The sequence below is a fragment of the Chryseobacterium indologenes genome (genome assembly GCA_016025055.1).
GTDB lineage: Bacteria > Bacteroidota > Bacteroidia > Flavobacteriales > Weeksellaceae > Chryseobacterium > Chryseobacterium indologenes.
The window spans coordinates 103,147-125,556 of record CP065590.1; the positions used below are offsets into that span (position 1 = coordinate 103,147).

Here is a 22,410-nt window from a genome sequence, read left to right on the forward strand (position 1 = left end):
ATCTAGTAAAAAGTAAGAACACAAATGATAAACACAAATGATGAAGCCAGAGAGGGGGAGATTTTTAAAACATGAACAAATAATATCATTAAAAACACAAACAAAAAAGAGAAGCCTAATTAACACAATGAGCTAAGATGATCAATATCTCTAAAACTTATTATGGCAAAGCTTAACAGATTAGTTTTATTTTCGTCATAAGAAGCTATAGAATATTAAAACACATGTTATTTGTTTACCATCGGGAGATTACATTTTTTCCACTCTCTGTAATCTCTCGTTTTTCTCACACAGCAGAAAACAAGCGGCTTCACTCCCTGTCTCAAGCCAAAAACTTCTACCTGTCCAGAAATACCTCAGTCTGATATAAGACTAAAAAATCAGCCATATATTTTCTATATAGCTGTTTGTAAAATATGTTGATTTCGCCTACCGTAAATGTAACAAAAATTATTTCCAGTAGTTCCAGACTGAGCCATCAAAGATCGCCAGAGTTTTACTTGTAGTATCATAGCATATCATCCCCGGATAAGGACTTTTCACATTAATATGAGGTGTTGCTATCTTAGGAAGAATCATTGCTTTATTTTGAGACTCTAAGACCAACACACCATCTGCAGTACTTGAAGAATCCCCCATAACAACTCCCTTCCCTACTTCAGCAGTATTATTCGCTACAACGGCACTTGAGCTACCCGCATCTGACAAAGGCTTCCATGCATCATTTTCATACACCTTGACAATATTATCTGTAACATCAAAAACAAATGTTCCATTCACAAGTGATCCGGAAGGAAGTCCGGAAGTTGCAGGAAGAATGATCCCTTTTGTATTGCCTGTTACATTATCAAAATCCAATACAGTACTGTTTCCATCTACAGTTTGCTTACCTATCGCTACCTGCGCAAAGAAGGAGTTGAAGGCCATAAAGGCAACTGCAATACTTATATTTTTTATATTTTTCATAATTGTATTTCCATTAGATTAATCATTACAGCTTCTTTGAATACAATTCCATTCTGTACCGTTATAAAGCTTTACACACTTGTCCTGAATATCATAAAGAAGCATTCCTTCTTTCGGATCAGCAATAAGCGTCTCCCGGTTGCGGTGTCTGATTCACATGCTGAACTCTCGTAATTACAAATCCTTTATCTTTTGCTTCCATAGCAACAAAACCGTTTGGAATATTTTCCGGCCATGCATTAGTTTTTTGCTGTACCGTGATTCCGAATTTGGTAAATCCGTCCGGTGTTCCTGAGGTAGGTAGTTTTGTACAATATCCATCAAGATCATCAATAATTACAGGTGCATTACCACAACTTGTTTTATCATCAGATAATCCCTGAGGCCATAGAGAAGGGCATGTCGTGTGGGTTGCATTAGGACCACAAAAACTCGATCCTCCGGCACCTAGACTTGTAACTGAACCCATCGCAATGGCGACAATCTGGCTGTCGTTACTGATGACAGATGTGGGTCCTCCCCCACTTACATCTGCTTTTGCTATACAGTAAGCCTTGCCGTTTGCAGGGCCAACATAGTTAACAGAAGGGTAAGTTGTCGATTGCTGACTAAAGGTTCCGCATATTTCTACTACACTTCCTGCATCCATTTCCATTACAGAGGTTGTTCCGGGAAATGCTCCCATAAAAGAAGGATCTCCTTGTGAAACAGATCCCGTAAGGGAAAGGTAAGATTTTTTTCCAAGTTTGACCTTCGAATTCACCTGGGATCCAAATGTTCCGATAATAATGGAACCGGTAGACCTTACACTCGCTCCGTCTTTAATATCCAACAATCCGTTCACCTGAATATCAACGGACTGCAACTGACCCGACTGGATAATAAGAGTTGCTCCGTTAGGAATACTGATACTTGTTCCTACTGTAAGATTTCCGTTAAGACAATAGGTATTGCCTACCAAAATCGGCTGTCCCGTATAAGCAATACACTGTGCATTTACAGCGCTGTAGAGGGCAGTCATTAATAAAAAAATGAATTTCTTATTAATATTAAAAAAATTTAAACTATTCATATGCGTTTATAATAAATTAACAAATTTTTCATATTCTAATGTCAAAAAAATAACTTTTCAACATCACTGCCTGCCTTATAACAATTAACATACCAAACAAGCGTTTAATAAAAAATTAACAGGATAAATTTGTGTCAAAATTTATCTTTATTTAGTAACAACATCCAATAGCATTCATTTCAGATCAACACAAAACTAATAAACAATTCATTAGAACGAAACCAACGATTTATTTACAGTAATATGTTCTATTAAATATAAACTATTATTTTCATAAATATTATGTTATCATTAAAAAAAACAAATTTCTTTTTAATATTTTTATAATAACAAGGTAAATTCCCTATTGTATTAAATTCATATCAAAAATTACCTGTAAACTCCTTACTACAATTTGATTCTACATTCATTCTTTCTTTTTCATTACTTATTTGTTCAGAACCTTCTTTTGTTTTAGTAATAATTCCCGTTTCATTTTTCCACTATGGAACACTTAAATAATTAAGTCCATATACTCTTGTTTCTCTGCTATCTAGAGTGCTTACCGGTTTGCTTAAAAGTAAAAAGCTGGATTTTAGTATTGACAAGAATAGATCATGTATATGATTTGTATTTATAAAAATTAGTATTTAAATTGTAAATTTGCCGCATGAATAACGATACCATATGTGCTCTGGCTACAGCCAATGGAATAGGAGCTTTAGGCATTATCAGAGTTTCAGGAAATGAGGCTTTACCCATAGTTCAGAAAAGTTTTCCCGCTAAAAAGCTTGAAAAACAAAAATCTCACACCATTCATTACGGATTTTTTATGGATGGTGAGGAAGCTATTGATGAAGTAATGCTTTCAATATTTTTGGCACCGAAAAGTTTCACAACAGAAAATTCTGTAGAAATAGCTTTTCACGGATCACCACATATCGGAAAACGTATTCTTGAAACTCTTATTAAAAACGGGGCGAGAATGGCTAAAGCCGGAGAGTTTACGCTTCGTGCTTTTATCAATGGAAGAATTGACCTTTCGCAGGCCGAAGCGATTGCAGATGTAATCGCCTCTGAAAATGAAGCTTCGAGAAAAGTGGCCATCAACCAATTAAAGGGTGGAATTACCAACGAAATATCATTATTAAGAACGGACCTTCTAAATTTTGTTTCTCTTATTGAATTAGAGCTTGATTTCGCTGAAGAAGATGTGGAATTTGCAGACAGAACGGCATTAAGCGGTTTATTAGATAAGATTGATGTGAAATTAGTATCCCTTATTGAGAGTTTCCAATACGGAAATGCAATCAAAAACGGTACTGCTGTTGCGATCATCGGGAAACCTAATGCAGGTAAGTCTACCTTGCTTAATGCCTTATTGAAAGAAGAAAGAGCTATTGTAAGTAATATTGCCGGAACCACAAGAGATACTATTGAAGAGGTTCTTCACATTAAAGGTCATGCTTTCCGTTTGATTGATACGGCCGGCTTGCGTGAAACCGTGGATGAAATTGAAGCTATTGGAGTAAAAAAGGCAAAAGAAAAGGTTGAAAATGCCAATATTTTAGTGTATCTGGCAGATGCGGCTACTGAAGATTTCTCTGAGGATATAGACATGATCCAGTCTTTATTAAGAGAAGATCTGAAATTAATCATTTGTGCTACAAAGATAGACGAAGTTAGTCCTGCAAAATATGAAACAGTAGAAGATATTTTCAGAAATGCGATTTCTCACGAGTTTGATTTCATCAAAATCTCTGCTGTGGAAAATCAAAACATGCAGGATCTTAAAAATGAGCTATCTTCTTATGTTGAGCAATTAAAATCAGAGGAAAACAATGTGGTTATTACCAACCAACGTCACTTCGAAGCTTTACAAAAGTCTTTAGATGCTGTAAACAAGGTAAAAGAAGCTATATCTTTCCAGATTTCTACAGAATTGCTGGCGTATGAGTTGAGAAATGCTCTGGAACATCTTGGAGAAATTTCTGGTGAAGTAACAAATGATGAAGTGTTGGGGAATATATTTTCTAAGTTTTGCATTGGCAAATAAGTACGACAAATAAAACAAACTAAAACAAACCAAACGATTGATTATTAGCTATTTACAAAAATATTGATTTTGTATGAGTTTTTCAAAGTTTGGTTAGTTTTGTTCAGTTTTGTCCCCCAGTTGTCCCTCAAACCAATAATATTTTATTTTTTTTAACTCGGGAGAGTTAGTGTCACTTAAGGTAATTTATTGTACCTAATTGTACTTAAATGTACCATAATGTACCTTAAGCCAAATTATCTCTTCCACAAATAAAATATTATGAAAATCAAGAAGATTTGCGAACATTGTGGACTTGAATTTATTGCCCAAACAACAGTAACCAGATACTGTTGCAAAACCTGTAATTCCAGAGCTTACAAGATTAATGTTAGGGAACTTAGAGAAAAATTGACTGAAGCAACTCAGGAAGTTTCCAAACCTCAATCAAAACCTAAAGAAGATCCTAACTCTTATTTTGCCCTCAAAACCCTTGATTACTTAACAGTCAAGGAAGCTTCTATTTTATTGAAATGTGATAAGAGAACAGTCTATCGAATGGTTAAAAATGGCAGTATTCCTGCAGCTAATTTATCCATCAGAAAGATTCGTCTATTAAAGAAAGATATTGATGCATTATTTGAAGTCAAGCCAAAAGTAATCCAAAATCCAACAGAAGATTTGGAAAAGATTGAATGGACACCTTTAAAGGATTGCTTCACAATGGGTCAAATTCAAAAAGAGTATAATATCTCTCCGACTTCCTTAAAAAATCTTATAGAAAGACATAATATCCCAAAATTTCAGAAGGGCAAATTTGTATATGTACCAAGAGTTAAAATTGAGCATATTTTAAAGAGGATTGAGTTGGGTATTTATTCAGGATAACACCAATTTATTTGGCATTCTGACGCCAAATTTCCCCTAAGAGAGCCATAAAATCTGGCTTACACTATCAATTTTTAATATTACTCAAAAATCCAAAATTATGTCAAAAGTAACATTAAGGAAAAAACCTATATCAAAAGGCAGACAATCTTTATTTCTGGACATATGGCCTCCCATTTATAATCCAGAAACAGGAAAAATGGAACGAAAACACTATCTAAAATTATATATCTATAATCGTCCCAAAAACGAAACTGAAAGGAAGTTCAATAAAGAAACTTTAGCTTTAGGAGAATATGTAAGAGCTCAAAGGCATATAGAATTACAAAGCAAGAGGTTTGATTTTATTTCTGAAGAAAAGATGAAATCAAACTTTATTGAATTCTTTGAAGCTGAAGCTAAAAAAAGAAACAACTGTTATAACTGGGTAATGTCTGTTAGATATTTTAAGACTTTTGTTGGGCCCGAAATTCCATTTAATGAATTGAATGAAACGCTATGTGAGGAATATGCAGATTATTTGTTAACATGCCCCGCATTGGGACGCAGAAAAACCATAAAAAGAATACTGCCGTAGCTTATTTTGGAAGATTTAAGCTGACATTAAAGGAGGCTTTTAAAAAGCGCTTTTTACCCACAGACCTAGGTTCAATAATTGACAGTATTGCACCGCAGGAAACTCATCGTCCATTTTTATTCATGGAGGAATTAGAAAGAATGGCAAATTCTGAGTGTCGAAATCCAATAGTAAAAAAGGCAGGACTTTTCTCTGCTATGACCGGTTTCAGATATTCAGATGTTGAAAAGCTATTATGGAGTGAAATTCATGGAACCGAAGGCAATTATTATATAGTATATAATCAGGAAAAAACAGAGAATGCAGAATATCATCCAGTATCTGATCAAACTATAAAATTGTTAGGTCCAAGAGGAAATTCTGATTCAAGAGTATTTGAAGGATTAAATTATCATAACACAGTAGCAGAGTTGAAAAAGTGGTTGGCAAATGCTGGTATAGAAAAACATTTCACCTTCCACGGTTTCAGACATACCTTTGCGACCTTACAAATAGCTGCTGGAACATCTATATATACAGTTTCAAAACTATTGGGACATAAAGATATCAAAACAACAGAGATATATGCGAAAATAGTTGACAGTTTAAAAAAAGAAGCCTCTGAAAAAATTAAAATTAATTTATTTGATATAGGTAAGAACATCGTAAATATCGACCAGATTGATCCTCCAACAGATAATTTAAATATCTAGTAATTTTGAGATTTTATGAAATAGTTAGTAAGCTATAAATACCTTCAAAAGACAAATTACGACAGATCAAGTCATTATCAAGAACGTTTTTCAAGGTCTTATTAACTTGAAAAAAAAAAATGGAATATACATTTGATCAAATACCAAATATTCTTAGAAGAATTGAAGAAAGATTGGAAAGTTTAGAAGAAATTTTATTGGATCGTATCCAAAATGAAATGCCAGAACTTGAATTTATTGATGCGAAAGAGGCTTGCAAAATTTTAAAATTATCATTACCAACATTATATTCTAAAGTTTGTCTACGCGAAATACCGTTTTATAAAAAGGGAAATAGATTGCATTTTTCTAAAATGGAACTATTAGAATGGATTCAAGAGGGTAAAGAAAAATCCTTAAATGAATTAAGTAGTGATGGTAATGCTATCTTAAAAAGAATAACAAAAAAAAGATGGCATTAGAAATCATACAAGCATTTTAAACCTTCCAACTTTATTTTGGAAGGTTTTTATTTACAATAGTTTAGACCATATATAAAGGAGATCTATCTCTTAGCACGTAAGTCGCCTATTAGAACAAATTTTGTCAATTAGTTCCTGTTATATCAAACATCACACAACGAATATTTGCTAATCACACTCAAATATTAAACAGCAAATAATTTCACCTTACATTAATTTAAATTGCTTATGAATCAAATTATGAACGAATAAAATATTTCAATAAAAATTTAAAAATGTAATAAAGGTTATTAGCAAAATAATATATAATTAATTGATAAATTAAATAAATCGCCACAAAGGGAAAAATATTATATTTTTAGGACTGCTGATCACTGGACCTGATAATGAGAACCTTTCAAATATATTTTTACCATGACAAAATCAATTTATGATACAATAGTAAAACGTATTGAAATTCAAGAATGCAAAATTACGCTAACTAAAGAAAAGGTTATAAAAGAAGCCTATCAAATGGCGACCTCTCTCCGAGAATTATTGAATGAAACAAAAAAGCTTGTATCAGACAAAGGTTTCATTGATAAAGATCAGGAGATCAATTTTTTTAAATACGTAAAACCACAACTTCTAGGAAAGCTTATTTATTATAATAAGGTATATAGAATTGAAACATCTTGTCCAACAAAAGCTGGTGAACTTTATAAGATATATTTCGAAAATGAACTTGAAAAATTAAACAAAGAATTTCAGGAGCATTTTGTAGATTCAGATTTTTATCGATATATAAAATCAGATCGTAAAGATCTGGATAAGAAATATTTTGCTTTAGGAAATATTGATATAATAGAAGGACTAAATAGTTTTGTCTTTGAAATCGATCCAAATTTTTCAACATATTATGACTATAAAGTCGCTCATATCATTGCAGATGAACTATTATATACTTATATAAGAAATAGGTTGAGCCCTGACAATGAATATGATTCACCATCGCTAACATATACCAATTACGATGATATGTTCTGGACCGATTCTAAGAACGCTCTAATAGAGTTAATATATGCATTATATGCTGCCAGGTCTTTATCCAATGGTCGATTGGCAATATCAAAAATCAGTACCATAATTGAAACACTTTTCCAGATAGAACTAGGCGATTTCCACCATGCTTTCCACCGAATGAAAGTCAGGTCCGGAAGTAAAACAGCTTTTCTTGACCATCTTAAAGTAAGTTTAGAAGAATACATGAGCAGGAACCTATAACATTATTTGATTAAGACAGCCAATAGGTTGTCTTTTTTTACCAAGTTATGCCAAGATATGCCAAGTTGACCTAATAAACCAACAAAATAGAAACCTTTCATTCGTGAGAATTGGAGCATCTGAAGAATAAAAATTACAAAAAAAAATTTTCAATTTCTCTTGGCAGCTCTTGATTAAACTTGGGTTACTGAGCTATTTTACTCTAAGAAATTTGTCTGTGAACAAAAATTTTAAACAGATGAATATTGACAGATTAGAATTTATTGCTTGGATGGAAAGAATCATGGATCGATTCGATTTGATTTCCGAGAGCGTAAGAGAAATGAAGAAAACTAACAATGCAATTGATGGAGAAGAATTGCTAGACAATCAGGATTTGCTTCAAATGCTAAAAATTAGTAATCGTTCATTACAGAGATACAGGTCTGATGGTAAATTACTCTATTACACTATTAGTGGTAAGCTTTATTACAAATTATCAGATGTCCACCAATTTATTCGTGATAGTTTTAACACTCCCACTAAGCGTAAGAGGAAATTGAAAGCCGAATAATACCATAAAATTCCAACTTAGTTATTGCTATTGATTTATAAAATACCTTGATCTGAGATTTACAAAAATTTAGAGTTATGAGTACTAATCAATCCAAAAATCAGAAATCTGATCAAGTAAATGATCTAACAGATACATTGCTTGTCCATGATACAGAAACCAATAAAATTCTCGCGGTTAAAGGAATAAAGAAAAAATCCGGCAAAAAACCTGGTGAAAAAGATGAGCTTGAAACGGTTGATCCAACTAAAAGAAAAGAAAATTCTTTTTTGAAACTCAACAAAAATGAAGATATGCTTTCCAATTTTTTAAAGAATTTTTTTAGTCAGATCGGCAATCCCACACGCTTCAATTTTTTTAAAGTTCCTATTGAAACTGCTGTCATGATAGCGAAAAAAATGCAGCAATTTATTGATACAGCAAAACTTGAAGGTAAAGAGCTTCTGGAAGGACTAAAAGATATTTTGAGTAAAAACAATAATAAAAATACTATGGCGAAACAACAAAACAAAACGGAAAATAGTAATGGTAATCACTATTCCATTGAAAAAATCGACTGGAAAAGCCTTGAAAATCTTGGATACAGCCGCGAGGAATTTGAGAAATTCAATCTTTTGGACTCTCTTTTAAAAGGTTATAAAACAAATGACATGCTTACAGTATCGTTAAAAGTTGGAAATCAAGAAATTGAAACCCAAGCTAAGTTATGGCTTGAACAGGGAAAGGATGGTCTAGCGGTATTTAACATGCTTCCCAAAAAAAATGAAATTGAATTAGATAAAAAATTTCAAGGACATGAATTTACCGAAGAGGATAAAACCAACCTATTAGAAAGAGGAAATATGGGAAGAGCTGTAGAACTAATTACAGATAATAATACGAAGGCTTTCCATGTGATAACGCTAGATAAGGATACAAATCAATTAGTTTCTTTTCCGGTTGAAAAGATGCGTATTGATGATATTATCAAAGGAGTGACCCTTACTCCCGATCAAAAAAATCTTTTATTGGAAGGTAAGCCTGTATATCTTGAAGGGATGCTTTCTAAAAGAGATACTTTATTTAATGGTGAAATCCAATTTAATGCTTTCAAAGGTCATATTGAATTTCAATTTGATAAAGGAAATTCCAAAATTCAAAAACAGGATAACTCTCAAAACCAATCTGCAGAAATACCAAAAACTTTTAGAAGGAAAGAATTTACATTCGACCAGTATAATAAACTTAGCAAGGGTGAAACAGTATATATTACCGATTTTAAGGATGGTGCTGGGAAGGAATATCCGGGATATGTATGGCTAAATAAAGAAAAAGGAGAATTGGATTTTAATTTTAAAAACCCCAATAAACTTAAACAAAATGCAACCACAGCTGAAACTCATAAACCCAGGTCGCTGTTAATTCCGATGGAAAAACAAATGAAGCTACTAAAAATATCAAGGAGCCATTAAAATCAGGTCAAAGTACGCCTGCTAATAAAAGGCAGCAGAACACGCAAAAAGAAACCAACAATGCGCCTAAAAAAAGAGGTCGAAGAGTATCCTAAAATAAATTAATATGAAAGCAGTAATAGCTGAAAAACCAAGCGTTGCGCGAGAAATTGCAGCACTTTTGGGAGCAACAGAAAAAAATGAAGGTTTTTTAAAAGGTAATGGCTATATCGTTACCTGGGCAATAGGTCATTTAATTTCTTTGGGAATGCCTTCGGAATATGGTATTACCGGATTTCAAAAAGACAACTTACCAATATTGCCAGATCCATTCTTACTTACAGTAAGAAAAGTCAAAAAAGAAAAAGGTTATCTTGACGATCCCAGTGCAGTTAGGCAATTAAAAATAATAGAAACTATTTTTGAACAATGTGACAGCATAATTGTTGCAACTGACGCTGGTAGAGAAGGTGAACTAATATTTAGATATATCTATAATTATTTGAATTGTAAAAAACCTTTTGAGCGACTATGGATTAGCTCATTAACAGAAAAAGCTATTGACCAAGGTTTTGCCAATCTAAAGCCAGGAACCGATTTCGATGGATTATTTTTTGCTGCCCAAGCCAGAAGCCGTGCGGATTGGCTTGTGGGAATAAATTCAACTCAGGCATTATCTTTACAAGCTGGAAATGGAATTTATTCTCTAGGAAGAGTGCAAACACCAACTCTGAGCTTAATTTGTAAGAGGTACATTGACAATAAAAATTTTAAAATTGAAACCTATTGGCAATTGGAACTCAAATATTTAAAAGATGGACTCTATTTCTCCAGTATATCGAAGGAAAAATGGGATGATAAAGAAAAAGCTACCGAAGTATTAAAATCGATTGAGCGTTTAGGAAGTTCTATTGTTAATTCAGTCGATAAACGTAATTCAAACGAACAGCCACCTCTACTATTCGATTTAACTTCTTTACAAAAAGAAGCTAATAGGAAATTAGATCTTACTGCCGAAGAGACTTTATCAATTGCACAAAGCTTATATGAGCAGAAATTCATTACATATCCCCGAACAGGCAGTAAATATATATCTAATGACATTTGGCCGGAGATCCCTGATCTAGTCAGAGCTTTGGAGAATCGCGTTGGTTATAAAGAGCGGATAAACAATGTAAAATGGGGCCGATTCAATAAAAGAATTGTGAATGACCTTAAAGTTACAGATCATCATGCATTATTGATAACAGATAAAATTCCTTCAGCCCTATCGAGTAAGGAAAATGCTATCTATGATATGATTGCTATTAGGCTTCTTGAATCAATATGCTACCAATGTACAAAAGAAATTACTGAAGTTAAGCTGGAATCACTGCACTTTGAATTTATTCTGAAAGGAGCCCGTGTGATTGATCCGGGATGGAGATCTATACAAAACCTCTTTAAAAATGAGGACAATGATGAAGAGGTATTATTGGATATACCAACATTAAAAGAGGGTGATTCACTCAGCGTTAATGAGGCAAATATATTAGAAAAAAGACCCGTCCGCCAGTTCTTTACACTGAGGCAGGTCTCCTATCGGCAATGGAAAATGCAGGGAAGCAAATTGAAAATGAAGAAGAGCGTAAATCACTTAATAATATTGGGATTGGAACGCCAGCCACTCGCGCAGCTATCATTGAAGTTTTGTTTGATCGAAATTATATTGTCCGGGAGAAAAAAAATCTAGTTCCAACCAAAAAGGGAATTCAGGTTTATGAACTCGTAAAAGAAAAGAAAATAGCCGATGTCGCTATGACTGCGCAATGGGAGCTTGCTCTTCAGAAGATAGAAAATAATGAGTTAAATGCTAATCTATTTCAAAATGAAATGGAAGCCTATGCTAAAGAAATTACCACAGAACTTCTATCTACTGAGTTTGTACCAAATACATTGCAATTAAAATGTCCAAAATGCAAAACTCATAATTTAATCTTTAATGAACATGTAGTAAAATGTCCAGATAAGAACTGTGAATGGATTCAGTTTAAGAAGGTCTGTGAGGTTGCCCTAAGTGATAAGGAAATGGAAAACTTAATTACCAAAAAAAGGACATCACTTTTGAAAGGCATGAAAAGTAGATCAGGAAATAAGTTTGATGCATACATTATACTTGACGAAAATGGTAAAACTTCATTTGAATTTGATAAAAAAAAAAAAAAAAATAAGTGATTTATAAGAATGGCGCTTCCAAAGACCGTCATTTTTGTTATTATTCTAGAATTATTACAATATGAATTTTTGCTTTGAATAAAGGAAAGTTATGGTGTTTTTCTAGAATCGTAACATCATTATGTTGCATCATGTTGTTTTCTCCCTCTACATTTGTTTGAATTATTTCTCACGACAGTTTGAAATTTATATCGAAAAAAAAATGGTAATAGCCTTTAAATTTCAACTGTGAGAAATGAAAAAGCTAAAAAACCATTGTCATGCAAAAAAAGAGAATTTTTACGGAGATAGTAGTTGTATTATTGGTCATTTTGTTCCTCTATACTGGTGTAAGCAAATTTGTTGATTTTAAGGGGTTTACTTATGATTTAAATAATCAGCCCTTTCCGAATAGCTTAACACCATTGTTAAGGTGGTTAATACCAATAACTGAAATTTCAATTGTAATTGCTCTATTATTTGAAAAAGCCAGATTGATAGGTTTATATGCATCATTGTTTTTGATGAGCTTATTTACAATTTATACAGCGCTAGTTCTATTTCATGTTTTTGAGTATGTGCCGTGTTCATGTGGAGGCGTCATAAAAAATCTAACATGGCCACAACATTTAATTTTTAACCTTTTTTTCGTTGTGATCACTTCACTCGCTATTCGAGTAAACAAGAAAAACTTGTCAGATCATTTACTTTATAACCAGTTACAATAATTTAGATCAGTATAAATGAATTAAAATTATTGGGTCCAAAATAAGGGGAAGCTGAAAACCTTCAACTAGAGTAAGCAACAAATCAAAAACTTTTTATTATGAAAAATTTTAAATTATTATTAGGTGCGGCAGTAGTATTTGCCGTTGGAAGCGCTTTTACTGCTAGCAACAAAGCTTATGCAGGAGAATATGTTTTAATCGCTCCTAATACTTATGAGCTTAAAACAAATCGACCTGCCGGAGAATGCCGAGAAATGCCAAGTCAAATTTGTGATTATACCAAAATTAATCCATCTGGCAGTAATACAGATCCAAATAACTTCACCCCTAATACGAGAAATGCCCAATGGGTTGAAGGTGAGGACTAAAGAATATTTAAGGTGCTATCATTAATGGCACCTTAAATTTTGTAGTGAATTTATTAATTTAATCTCTTTCTTTATTAGAGTTCTTAGATTTTGACTCCCATTATAAAGATATTTTAAACTTCTAACAGATTGTAAATTTACGTATTAATCGATTTATTTCACTATAATCTCCATTATATCTTGAAGTGGAAAATTAAAAGTCATACTCCAACTAAAGAGCTATTTTGATATTTTATGATTATGTTAATTACCATCCAGCAAACAAGATAAATTCGTCCAATCATTTACTTTATAACCCGCTAGAATAATTTAGATCAGTATAAGTGAATTAAAATTATTGGGTCCAAAATAAGGGGAAGCTGAAAACCTTCAACCAGAGTAAGCAACAAATCAAAAACTTTTTATTATGAAAAATTTTAAATTATTATTAGGTGCGGCAGTAGTATTTGCCGTTGGAAGCGCATTTACTGCAAGTAATAAAGCTGCTGGAGAATATGTGCTAATTGGTTCTACTTACCAATTAAAATCAAGTAGACCTTCGGGGGGATTGTGTAACTCAGTCTAGTCAAACCTGTGATTACACTAAAATCAATCCGTCCGGTAGTAATACCGATCCTAATAATTTCCAACCTTATCACACAAATGCTAGATGGGTTGAAGAATAGGAATAAGAACAGTTTAAGCCTAAGATGATATCTATTGGTAAAACCTTAGGCTTAAAATTTTAAAGAAGTGAGTTTATTAATTGAATTAAATTCATCCTATTTTTTTCATCATATGGTCTAGGCGGATTTAAACTTGCAATCTTTCCCAACTTATCTATAATTAATACTGTTGGATATCCACGTATATTATAATGACTAATAAGTTTTTCTTCTGAACCATTTCCGTTAGTATATAAGTTTAAACTTCCTCGATGCGAATATTCTAAACTTCGCACAGATTTAATCCACTCATATTTACTCTTGTCGATACTAATATTAATAAATTTTATTTTAGGATTATCTTTATAGATATTATATATTTCAGTCATTTGATCGTTAAGAATACGGCAATTTGTGCAGCCTGTAAAATAAAAATCTATCAACAAAACTTTTCCTAAAAAATCACTTTGTTTTACGACGTTTCCTAGAGTATCCTGCAAAGAAAAATTATATGCTAAGCTTCCTGCCAAAGAACTATCGCGATATTTTGTTAATAAGTCAATACAGTAAGGTGTTTTAACTGAATTTGTAACTTCAATAATAATATCAGAATATTTGTCAGATTGTAATTTTTTAACAAGTAAATATGAGGTTAACAACCTATCCTGAAATAGTCCGCTAAAATCCTTTCTAAGAAATGCAACTGCCTGAGGTGGAGGGAAGTCTTTTTTCCGTAAACCAGTTAATATAAAATCGTAGTAATAGTCGGAATACAGAAGAATATCTCTGTCAAATTTTTGGTCGAATTTTAATAAATTTTCAGAGTAAATCTTCTTTAGTTTATTTATACAAGAATCAGCAAATTCTTTATTTTGAGCATTAGCTTCGGAAGTATAAAAGATATAAGCTTGTTGGTAGTCATTTTTATACTTGAACGTTATATTAGCCTTTAGTAATGAATAAATTGATTTAGATAATTTATCTCGGTATTTTTCCAATGCACCTAAAGCCGTCAACTTAGAATTTTCTAATGAGACAAAAGCATTATCAAACCTTCTTTCATAGCTTGTAATATCAGTTTTTCTTAAAGCAAAGTATTCATAACCATATATTTTCTCTAACTTTCGAACCGAATCTAAAGTTTGAACGGACAATTTTTTTAAATCTTTTTGGATATCAAAAAAGAGTTCATATTTCTCTTTACCCTTTCCGGTAACAGTAATAATGTTCCTTTCAATATTAAAAGTTAAATCATCACCAGGTTCAATTATATAATTATTAAATATTGTCTGCCCATTTTCTACAGATAAATCAGCATACAAAAATGATTCATTGTTCTTAAATTCAATTTTTATTCTTTCTCCAGAATTGGAAGTTAAATTTTTATTATTAACACCTGAATTAGCACCCCATCCGTTATCCCAATAAGCTAATTTGATATTATTTTTTTTAGTTAAGTCATTTATGATAATTCTTAAATATGCCACTTTATTGCCGCCTTTCGAATTTGTTTGAATAGTTCGAGCATTAGCATAATTTACCAAAAGAATGCCTAATATTATAAATTTGACTATCATTTTCATTATCGAATATTTTGAGTTAATGGATGAAAATTGATTTCTACAGGAGGGATTGGGAATACATACCTTGGACTATTGGCTTCTAGAGTGTAGATATTTACGCCTATATTACGTGTTAGTTTTTTTGCAAATTTATCATCCATATTTAAACGGCGTAAATCTTCCCATCTTAAATTGGCAGTAAAGGGTAGTTCTTTTCTGCGCTCATTAATTATTAATAACAAAGCTTCAGTAGGATTTGAAGCTGTTTTATTTGAATATGTACTTCGTCCATTTTCTTTTTCCACCTCTCTTTTAAAAGCTTGTTTAAGTCGTTCATTGCTTCAACAAAATTCCCCGATCTAGCCAATGATTCTGATCTAATCAAAAATATCTCGTTTGTAGCTATTCCACAAAATAGTGCGCCTGCTCCTGTATATCTACCACCGAAGTTAATTGCGCCATTGGTATTTTTTTTGAAAAAAATTGCCTTACGAAGATCTTCATTTTCATATGTATCAAATAAATCTTTCATTACACATAATTCCTGTCTACTGTTAAAAGTATATGAAATAGTTTGTGCATAAAATATAATTTCAGTATTATTACCTCGAACAGTAGGAAATGGAAAATTCACAGTTGTACTTAAGGTATTGAAATCAATAAGTTCTGAATTTTTAGAAAGGACAATATCTGCAAATTCTTTAGCCTTAGTATAATTTTGCATATTAAAATATACTTTTGAAAGCATGCTTTCTGCCGCTAATTTTGTAGGCCGAGTTTTGTAACTGACTTGCAGAGGGAGTAAAGATTCGGCTTCAATAAGATCATTAATAATTCTATCATAAGTTTCTTTTAATGTGGAACGGTTTGGCAAATCATTTACATCGGAATTTAATTTAAGGGGAAGCCCTAGATCTGAATCTGCGGTACTTTCATTGTATTGTTTCGCATATAATTGTGCTAACTGATAATATGCAAAAGCTCTAAAAAATAATGCTGTTCCTTTTACTTCTGGTATTCGAGTATCATTAATATTTTTAATTTTTTCAATGCCATCAAGTACTACATTAGAATATTCGATAACTTGGTAAGGATAAGTCCAGTCTGGAGCAAATAACTCTCCCTCATAAATGTCGCTTGACCACTTATATGCATTTCTTTCTTGTAATGTACCACCAGAGATGGCAGTTTGATCTAAAATATAGGAATTGTCAGCACCAATTAATCCAATTGCAGGGTATTTGGTATTCATCACATCAGTATTATCTAGTAAAGCCTGAAAATCTTCAACGGTAGATGGGATAATATCTGATTTATTTGATTTTTTCTCTAACCATTCATCTTGCTTTTTACAACCAACAAGGATAAATGTACATATTGCATAGATTATAATATTTTTCATAACTGCATTTATTTTAATGTTGTCCTAATACCAAATGATACTGTTGTCGGATTTGGGTAGGAATTATAACCGGAAAGGTTATATTCACTAACATCCGGATCAATTCCTTTCTTATTTGCTCGCCACACTATACCAATATTATTTATATAACTATAAATTTGTAATGAGGAAATTGGAAGATTTCTAAGTAATTCCTTATTAAAATCATAACTAAGGCTAATATCCTGTAATCTTATATGGTCTCCTTTCTCAACAAGAGATTCAGAGCTTTGATAAAAAATATTGCGATTATAGTTGAATTCGTATAAGACTGAGGGAACTGTAGTTCGCGTTTCATCTCCTGGGTTTTGCCATCGGTCTTGAAATTCTTGATTGGCATATCCGCTATTTACAACGTCTGACAGGTTTAATGAGGTTGACCTTCGGCGAAAGTAATATCCAAATTTATATGTAACGTTAGCGGATAAAGAGATTCCTTTAAAAGAGAAAGTGTTACGTAATGCCCCAAAATTTCTTGGTCTTGACGAACCATGATATACAATATCTTCATTATTCGAACTTGTAATTATATTGAGGTAGTCTTTACTTATAACACCATTTAAATATCCCTGAGGATCTCCATTTGTTGGATCAAGTCCCGCTGTTTTAAAACTATATACTCCGAAAAGACTATTTCCTTCCTTGATATATAAACCATATCTTCCAGGACCATCAATATTAAGCCCTGAACTTGTTAGATATTGCGAAGTATATTTTGTGTCATAAGATATTACTTTATCTTTATTATAACTTAATAGTATAGTCGTATTCCATTTAAAATTACCATTAAGATTTACTGAGTTTAAATTAATATCAAAACCTTTTGTCTTAACAGTTGCGGCATTTCCTTTGTAAGAAGAAAACCCGGTTGAATGTGCTAACAAAGCATCCTCGATAAGATCAGTACCCAACTTCTCATAAATTTCAAATGAACCATTCAAGCGATTACCTTTAGATGAAAAATCTAAAGCTAGATTTTTGTTTCTAATTTTCTCCCATCTTAATTCTGCGTTTGGGGCACTCGTGATGTAGGCAATTGGTAGTCCAGTAATTGGGCTGACATCATAGGTTGCCGTCAAATAGGATGAGGCATTATATACATTTCCATTATATCCAAATGATGCCCTTAGTTTTAAATAAGGTATTAACGAAAATTTATAGAACGATTCTTTGCTGATATCATAAGCAACACCAGTTGACCAAAGTGGTGTCATTTTATCATTTGTTTTCACTCCAAAAATGTTTGCACCATCTTTTCTTCCACTCAGTGAAAAAGTATATTTACCTAAATACGTGTAAGCGCCGTTTGCATAATAAGATATATATCTATTTGTATTACCTATAATTTTCCCAAGAGGAGACGGAAGAACCGTTGATCCAAGTGCCGATGGGTTCATTGGATAAGGAATATTATAATTTAAATTAGTCACAGAAGTTCCAAACTCATCATTGTAGCCATACAACGCTTTATCAGTACTCTCACTTACTATTTCTCTTATCTCAGCTCCCGCAATTGCAGATACTAAATGTTTTTGTGAAAATTCTTTATTGAAATTCAACTGTGTTCTGAAGTTATTGGAATACAATTTTCTGTCTGTTAAATAGAGAATTCCTCCTTTTGGAAAGGGGTATGTAAATGAGCCCTCACTAGATCGCTGGCTGTACATATTAACGAAATTTCTCGCTTCATAACTTTCGGGACTTCTGTAACCACGATTATTTCCGAATTCATTTTCATGCTGATATTGAATTTCAGCATTTAAGAAATCAGTGAAATTATACCGGACAATGCCTCTTATAAGGATGTTATCAGTTTTAGTACTGGTATCATAAAGGTCTCTTTCTTGAATGGGTCTATATTTCCAATCTAAAAAGCCTAAACTTTGGCTATTTTCAAGATAACTGTCTCTTTTTCCATATGGTACCGCAAGCGGATTTTTATTATCATCAACAAAACTTATATATGGATACGGAGAAGTGTATTGATATCCAAATTTATTCTCACTCTTTGTATATAATACAGAACCTGTAATTTCCAAATTTTTAATGGGATGATATGTATTTGTTGAATTAATAGTAAACCTATTGTTTCCAGAACCAAACAAGGTATTACGGTTTTTGTCATATCCTATAGAAAGTGAATAAATAGATTTTTCCGAACCTCCTCTAAAACCCAATGAATATTGTTGATTCATACTGGGACGATAAAAATATTCGGATGTTTGGTCGCGAACATCCACATTTCTCAATCTATTTATTTGGTCAGTAATATTCTCATTTGAAGGATCATTTCTTTGTTTCGATAAAAGCTCAACTACTGGTGATATTACAGGATAGTAATTGTTGTCGTTTAAATTGGGATCATAATACCCCTTATTAAAAAGAAACGTTTCGACATCTATAAATTCAGAGGATTTAAGAAAATTTCTTGAATATTTTAAATTTGGCCTTGCCCCTACGGTTAAATTTGAATTAAAATCAATCTTTAAGGGTTGATTAAATTTTCCTTTTTTGGTAGTGATTACAATGACACCATTCCCAGATCTCGAACCCCAGATCGAAGCTGCAGCAGCATCTTTAAGTACTGTGATACTTTCAATATCATTTGGATTTATATTATTAATATCTCCTTCATAGGGAAAATTGTCAAGTACAACCAGAGGATCAGCGCTAACTTTATCATCAATTGTAACTCTTCCTCTTATGCTTATTCCTAATTTTTCATTCGGAGGATTTAACCCTATTGGACCTGAAATTTTATTAAAAATCAATCCACTTGTAACACCGTCCAGTCTGTCTAAAATATTCGTGCTAACACGTCTGTTTAATAATTGGTTATCTATTTGGACAAATGAGCCCGTTGCTCGTTCTTTAGGTATGTTTTGATATCCGGTCGAAACAACATCTACTATTCCAATAATATTATCGTTTTGATGCATAATAATATTACCTGAATTTATTACAGGAACTTCTACTGGTGTATAACCGATAAATGAAACTTGAAGTACCTCGTCCTTTAATGAACCAGGGATCATAACAATTCCATTTGCATCTGTCATAAAGTTTACATTGCTTCCTTTTACTCGAAGAGAAGCTCCGGACAACGGTTCACCCCGTTCATTAGAAACCTTTCCTCTTATGGGAGTCTGATCTTTATCTATTGGGTTTTTAGAACCTGTTTCCTTCCCCCTATCGACAGAAACTATAATTTTTCCTTCAATAGAATAATCGAACGGTTGGTCATTGAAGATTTCATCTAGAACCGCTTTTAGATCTTTTTCCTTTGCAGATATAGTGACAGCCTTAGCAATCTTCATATGCCTGCTATTTATTGAAAAAGAATAGCCCGATTGCTGGTTAATCTGGCGAATAACAGTCCTGAAAGGTGCATCTTTTTGGATCAATGTTATTTTTTGTGCAGTAAGTTTTGTGCAAGCGAGAAAAATAATCAATATAAAAAATATTAGGTTTTTCATGACTTGTCTTTTTCTAATTGTTTTTCATTGGTTTTCCGTTTCCATAGGGGAATAGAAATCGGTTTACCATTGTCGATAATGGTATTATTCATTACATTTGAGTTAGGGTTAGTAATTTGCTTTATTTAACTTTTAAAAACCCGCAGCCGTCCCGACTGGACCTCGGGACGGTATATTCTTACGAACTACGGGCATAAACACATATGAAACGTTCTTATCTGATGATCACCTCCTTTCCGTGAATCTCAGTTTTTACACCGTATGTTTTATCTATTACTTTTAGAACAGTGGAAAGATTTTCATTTTTGTTAATGCTTAAATCTGCACTCTCTGAATTTTTGAAATTTTGGGGAAATTTGAAGTCTACATCATACCAACGTTCAACTTCCTTTGAAAGTTCCACGAGAGAAATATTTCCCGAATTTATCAACCCTTCCTTCCAGCCGATAAAATCAAGAGCATCGACATTTTTAATGGAAAGGCTATAATGATCAATTATAGCCTGTTCATTGGGCTTCAATTTTCTGGTAAATGTAGAGCCATTAGATTTAATTTCTACGCTTCCCTGAACGAGAGTCGTATACTGTTTGTCCTCATAGGCACGAATATTAAAGGTTGTTCCAAGAACTTTAACTTCTTGGAGAGTTGTGTTGACGAGAAATGGATGTTTTGGGTCATGATGAACTTCAAAATAAGCTTCACCATTTAATCGGACTTCTCTATTATTGTTTGAAAATTTTACTGGATATTCTAAAGACGAATTGGAGTTTAGCCAAACTTTAGAACCATCTGCAAGGGTAATTTTATATTGGCCACCTCTCGGGGTTTTCAGTATTGCTGATCCGATGAATTCTGAATCATTTATAGAACTCCCATCACTATAGGTTAGGCCGCTGGGAGTTACCAAAATGCCTTCCGTTTCTTTCAGATTAATAGCTTTACCATTCCCAAAAGTTATAGTAGCTTTATTTGAGCCCGGTAAGATGTCGTTTTCTATGGTTTTAAATGTTGGTTCTTGCGTACCCGACTTATAGTTTAAATACCAAATTGACGTTCCGAAAACGACTATGAATCCAGCAGCAATGCTCATTTTTCGGAACAGCATTAATTTTCTTTTCTTTCTGATTTTTTGTTCAATCAGTTTGAATTGAACATTTGAATCAGTATTATAAAGTTTCTTTATGGAATCAGCGACAAGATTTTCATTTTTTAAATTATTGAAATATATTTTATTCCCTTCATCCTTTAATAACCAAGTTTCTAAAGTTGAATGATCACTAAAAAGTCAAAGGTTCTTCCTGAACGATTTTTTTTAATATATTGCTTATTTCAAAACTGATGTAAACATCTTTCCTTTCCATGATTCCGCGTTTATAATATAGAAACGGGAAATAGTATAGGTTTCTCTAAAGAAAATTGAAAAATTTATAAATAAAATAATAAAAGGGCGATTCCGGCATTTCCAAGCCGTTTTTTTATGATAGAGACGGCTCTGGATTTTTGATTATTGACAGTACTTACGCTTATGCCGAGATCATCTGCGATTTCCTTTGCATTTTTATCTTCATCTAAAAACTGCCTCATTATAATCCTGCACTTTTCAGGAAGTGCATCAATTTCAGCTCCCAATTGGCTAATAAGTTCAGCATCAATAATATTTTGAAGAATACTTTCTTCTGATTCTTCAAAATCCTGAATGTATCTACCAAAGCGATTAGATCTAACTTTTTCTTTAGCAATCTTGTCCAGACACGCATTTTTTGTTACTATGTATAGAAATGCTTTAATATTTTCAAAAGAATTAAAAGTTGATCTCTTTTCATAAAGCTTGACAAAAACATCTTGTACAATTTCCTCAGCTTCAGAATAATTGTATTCAGGTAAAAGCTTAGAAGCAAAATAAACTATTGCTTTGTGAAATGTTTGGAAGATTTGGTGAAAGGCATATTGATCTCCATTCCGCAGTCCCTGCAGTAATATTTCATAGGCCATATTTTCAACATTCTTCATCTTTAGGTGGCTATAATTTATAAAATTAGCTATTATTTCTAAATTTTAAAAATCATAATTTTTATAAAGGAC

At 32.5% G+C, this 22,410-nt stretch carries 18 protein-coding genes and 1 pseudogene; 11 read left to right on the forward strand and 8 right to left on the reverse strand.

What is annotated here, in order from left to right; genetic code table 11:
• Positions 1 to 450: 450 nt before the first annotated feature.
• Complete coding sequence (locus tag H3Z85_00420; GenBank protein QPQ52028.1) at positions 451 to 966, reverse strand: hypothetical protein; 516 nt, start codon at positions 964 to 966, stop codon at positions 451 to 453.
• A 118-nt stretch (positions 967 to 1,084) separates the two neighbouring features.
• Positions 1,085 to 1,987, reverse strand: coding sequence for a hypothetical protein (locus tag H3Z85_00425; GenBank protein ID QPQ52029.1), 903 nt, complete (start codon positions 1,985 to 1,987; stop codon positions 1,085 to 1,087).
• A gap of 700 nt (positions 1,988 to 2,687) precedes the next feature.
• On the opposite strand from H3Z85_00425, the gene mnmE reads away from it, so the two are divergent.
• The 11 genes and pseudogenes from mnmE (at position 2,688) to H3Z85_00480 (ending at position 13,770) form a co-directional block, all read left to right on the forward strand.
• Positions 2,688 to 4,073 carry a tRNA uridine-5-carboxymethylaminomethyl(34) synthesis GTPase MnmE gene (gene mnmE, locus H3Z85_00430; protein ID QPQ52030.1) on the forward strand — a complete coding sequence of 462 codons (1,386 nt, stop codon included), beginning with the start codon at positions 2,688 to 2,690 and terminating at the stop codon, positions 4,071 to 4,073.
• A 261-nt stretch (positions 4,074 to 4,334) separates the two neighbouring features.
• A complete protein-coding gene (locus tag H3Z85_00435; protein ID QPQ52031.1) occupies positions 4,335 to 4,940 on the forward strand; it encodes a helix-turn-helix domain-containing protein in 606 nt (201 codons plus the stop codon).
• A 100-nt stretch (positions 4,941 to 5,040) separates the two neighbouring features.
• Positions 5,041 to 5,517, forward strand: coding sequence for a phage integrase SAM-like domain-containing protein (locus H3Z85_00440; protein ID QPQ52032.1), 477 nt, complete (start codon positions 5,041 to 5,043; stop codon positions 5,515 to 5,517).
• Entirely contained in the window at positions 5,469 to 6,209 is a 741-nt protein-coding gene (locus H3Z85_00445) for an integrase catalytic domain-containing protein (GenBank protein ID QPQ52033.1), read from the forward strand. The genes H3Z85_00440 and H3Z85_00445 overlap by 49 nt, the downstream gene beginning before the upstream one ends.
• Before the next feature lie 119 nt (positions 6,210 to 6,328).
• On the forward strand, positions 6,329 to 6,670 hold the full coding sequence (locus tag H3Z85_00450) for a helix-turn-helix domain-containing protein (protein ID QPQ52034.1): 342 nt from the start codon (positions 6,329 to 6,331) through the stop codon (positions 6,668 to 6,670).
• 414 nt (positions 6,671 to 7,084) lie between these two features.
• On the forward strand, positions 7,085 to 7,933 hold the full coding sequence (locus tag H3Z85_00455) for an RteC domain-containing protein (GenBank protein QPQ52035.1): 849 nt from the start codon (positions 7,085 to 7,087) through the stop codon (positions 7,931 to 7,933).
• A 238-nt stretch (positions 7,934 to 8,171) separates the two neighbouring features.
• Positions 8,172 to 8,486, forward strand: coding sequence for a helix-turn-helix domain-containing protein (locus tag H3Z85_00460; protein ID QPQ52036.1), 315 nt, complete (start codon positions 8,172 to 8,174; stop codon positions 8,484 to 8,486).
• A gap of 77 nt (positions 8,487 to 8,563) precedes the next feature.
• Complete coding sequence (locus H3Z85_00465; GenBank protein ID QPQ52037.1) at positions 8,564 to 9,937, forward strand: DUF3945 domain-containing protein; 1,374 nt, start codon at positions 8,564 to 8,566, stop codon at positions 9,935 to 9,937.
• A gap of 106 nt (positions 9,938 to 10,043) precedes the next feature.
• Positions 10,044 to 12,130 (forward strand): annotated as a pseudogene (locus tag H3Z85_00470) (topoisomerase C-terminal repeat-containing protein).
• Positions 12,131 to 12,935: 805 nt separating this feature from the next.
• Positions 12,936 to 13,205 carry a hypothetical protein gene (locus tag H3Z85_00475; GenBank protein QPQ52038.1) on the forward strand — a complete coding sequence of 90 codons (270 nt, stop codon included), beginning with the start codon at positions 12,936 to 12,938 and terminating at the stop codon, positions 13,203 to 13,205.
• A 406-nt stretch (positions 13,206 to 13,611) separates the two neighbouring features.
• Positions 13,612 to 13,770 (forward strand): hypothetical protein, encoded by a 159-nt coding sequence (locus H3Z85_00480; GenBank protein ID QPQ52039.1) that lies wholly within the window; start codon positions 13,612 to 13,614, stop codon positions 13,768 to 13,770.
• A gap of 159 nt (positions 13,771 to 13,929) precedes the next feature.
• On the opposite strand, the gene H3Z85_00485 is transcribed toward H3Z85_00480, so the two are convergent.
• The 6 genes from H3Z85_00485 to H3Z85_00510 all read right to left on the reverse strand — a co-directional run bounded on the left by H3Z85_00485 (position 13,930) and on the right by H3Z85_00510 (position 22,338).
• Positions 13,930 to 15,432, reverse strand: a complete 1,503-nt coding sequence (locus H3Z85_00485) for a redoxin domain-containing protein (protein QPQ52040.1) — start codon at positions 15,430 to 15,432, stop codon at positions 13,930 to 13,932.
• Positions 15,432 to 15,653 carry a hypothetical protein gene (locus tag H3Z85_00490; GenBank protein ID QPQ52041.1) on the reverse strand — a complete coding sequence of 74 codons (222 nt, stop codon included), beginning with the start codon at positions 15,651 to 15,653 and terminating at the stop codon, positions 15,432 to 15,434. The genes H3Z85_00485 and H3Z85_00490 overlap by 1 nt, the downstream gene beginning before the upstream one ends.
• Positions 15,644 to 16,813 carry a RagB/SusD family nutrient uptake outer membrane protein gene (locus H3Z85_00495; GenBank protein QPQ52042.1) on the reverse strand — a complete coding sequence of 390 codons (1,170 nt, stop codon included), beginning with the start codon at positions 16,811 to 16,813 and terminating at the stop codon, positions 15,644 to 15,646. The genes H3Z85_00490 and H3Z85_00495 overlap by 10 nt, the downstream gene beginning before the upstream one ends.
• Before the next feature lie 8 nt (positions 16,814 to 16,821).
• The gene (locus H3Z85_00500; protein QPQ52043.1) at positions 16,822 to 20,328 is read right to left on the reverse strand and encodes a SusC/RagA family TonB-linked outer membrane protein; all 3,507 of its coding nucleotides are present in this window, start codon (positions 20,326 to 20,328) and stop codon (positions 16,822 to 16,824) included.
• Between the two features lie 214 nt (positions 20,329 to 20,542).
• Positions 20,543 to 21,418 carry a FecR family protein gene (locus tag H3Z85_00505; protein QPQ52044.1) on the reverse strand — a complete coding sequence of 292 codons (876 nt, stop codon included), beginning with the start codon at positions 21,416 to 21,418 and terminating at the stop codon, positions 20,543 to 20,545.
• A 335-nt stretch (positions 21,419 to 21,753) separates the two neighbouring features.
• Positions 21,754 to 22,338 carry an RNA polymerase sigma-70 factor gene (locus tag H3Z85_00510; protein QPQ52045.1) on the reverse strand — a complete coding sequence of 195 codons (585 nt, stop codon included), beginning with the start codon at positions 22,336 to 22,338 and terminating at the stop codon, positions 21,754 to 21,756.
• Positions 22,339 to 22,410: the final 72 nt, after the last annotated feature.

Excerpts from the sequence above, each read along its gene's own strand:
- H3Z85_00420 (QPQ52028.1), bottom strand. The coding sequence starts at position 966 with ATGAAAAATATAAAAAATATAAGTATTGCAGTTGCCTTTATGGCCTTC.
- H3Z85_00425 (QPQ52029.1), bottom strand. The coding sequence starts at position 1,987 with ATGACTGCCCTCTACAGCGCTGTAAATGCACAGTGTATTGCTTATACG.
- mnmE (QPQ52030.1), top strand. The coding sequence starts at position 2,688 with ATGAATAACGATACCATATGTGCTCTGGCTACAGCCAATGGAATAGGA.
- H3Z85_00435 (QPQ52031.1), top strand. The coding sequence starts at position 4,335 with ATGAAAATCAAGAAGATTTGCGAACATTGTGGACTTGAATTTATTGCC.
- H3Z85_00440 (QPQ52032.1), top strand. The coding sequence starts at position 5,041 with ATGTCAAAAGTAACATTAAGGAAAAAACCTATATCAAAAGGCAGACAA.
- H3Z85_00445 (QPQ52033.1), top strand. The coding sequence starts at position 5,469 with ATGCCCCGCATTGGGACGCAGAAAAACCATAAAAAGAATACTGCCGTA.
- H3Z85_00450 (QPQ52034.1), top strand. The coding sequence starts at position 6,329 with ATGGAATATACATTTGATCAAATACCAAATATTCTTAGAAGAATTGAA.
- H3Z85_00455 (QPQ52035.1), top strand. The coding sequence starts at position 7,085 with ATGACAAAATCAATTTATGATACAATAGTAAAACGTATTGAAATTCAA.
- H3Z85_00460 (QPQ52036.1), top strand. The coding sequence starts at position 8,172 with ATGAATATTGACAGATTAGAATTTATTGCTTGGATGGAAAGAATCATG.
- H3Z85_00465 (QPQ52037.1), top strand. The coding sequence starts at position 8,564 with ATGAGTACTAATCAATCCAAAAATCAGAAATCTGATCAAGTAAATGAT.
- H3Z85_00475 (QPQ52038.1), top strand. The coding sequence starts at position 12,936 with ATGAAAAATTTTAAATTATTATTAGGTGCGGCAGTAGTATTTGCCGTT.
- H3Z85_00480 (QPQ52039.1), top strand. The coding sequence starts at position 13,612 with ATGAAAAATTTTAAATTATTATTAGGTGCGGCAGTAGTATTTGCCGTT.
- H3Z85_00485 (QPQ52040.1), bottom strand. The coding sequence starts at position 15,432 with ATGAAAATGATAGTCAAATTTATAATATTAGGCATTCTTTTGGTAAAT.
- H3Z85_00495 (QPQ52042.1), bottom strand. The coding sequence starts at position 16,813 with ATGAAAAATATTATAATCTATGCAATATGTACATTTATCCTTGTTGGT.
- H3Z85_00500 (QPQ52043.1), bottom strand. The coding sequence starts at position 20,328 with ATGAAAAACCTAATATTTTTTATATTGATTATTTTTCTCGCTTGCACA.
- H3Z85_00505 (QPQ52044.1), bottom strand. The coding sequence starts at position 21,418 with ATGAGCATTGCTGCTGGATTCATAGTCGTTTTCGGAACGTCAATTTGG.
- H3Z85_00510 (QPQ52045.1), bottom strand. The coding sequence starts at position 22,338 with ATGAAGAATGTTGAAAATATGGCCTATGAAATATTACTGCAGGGACTG.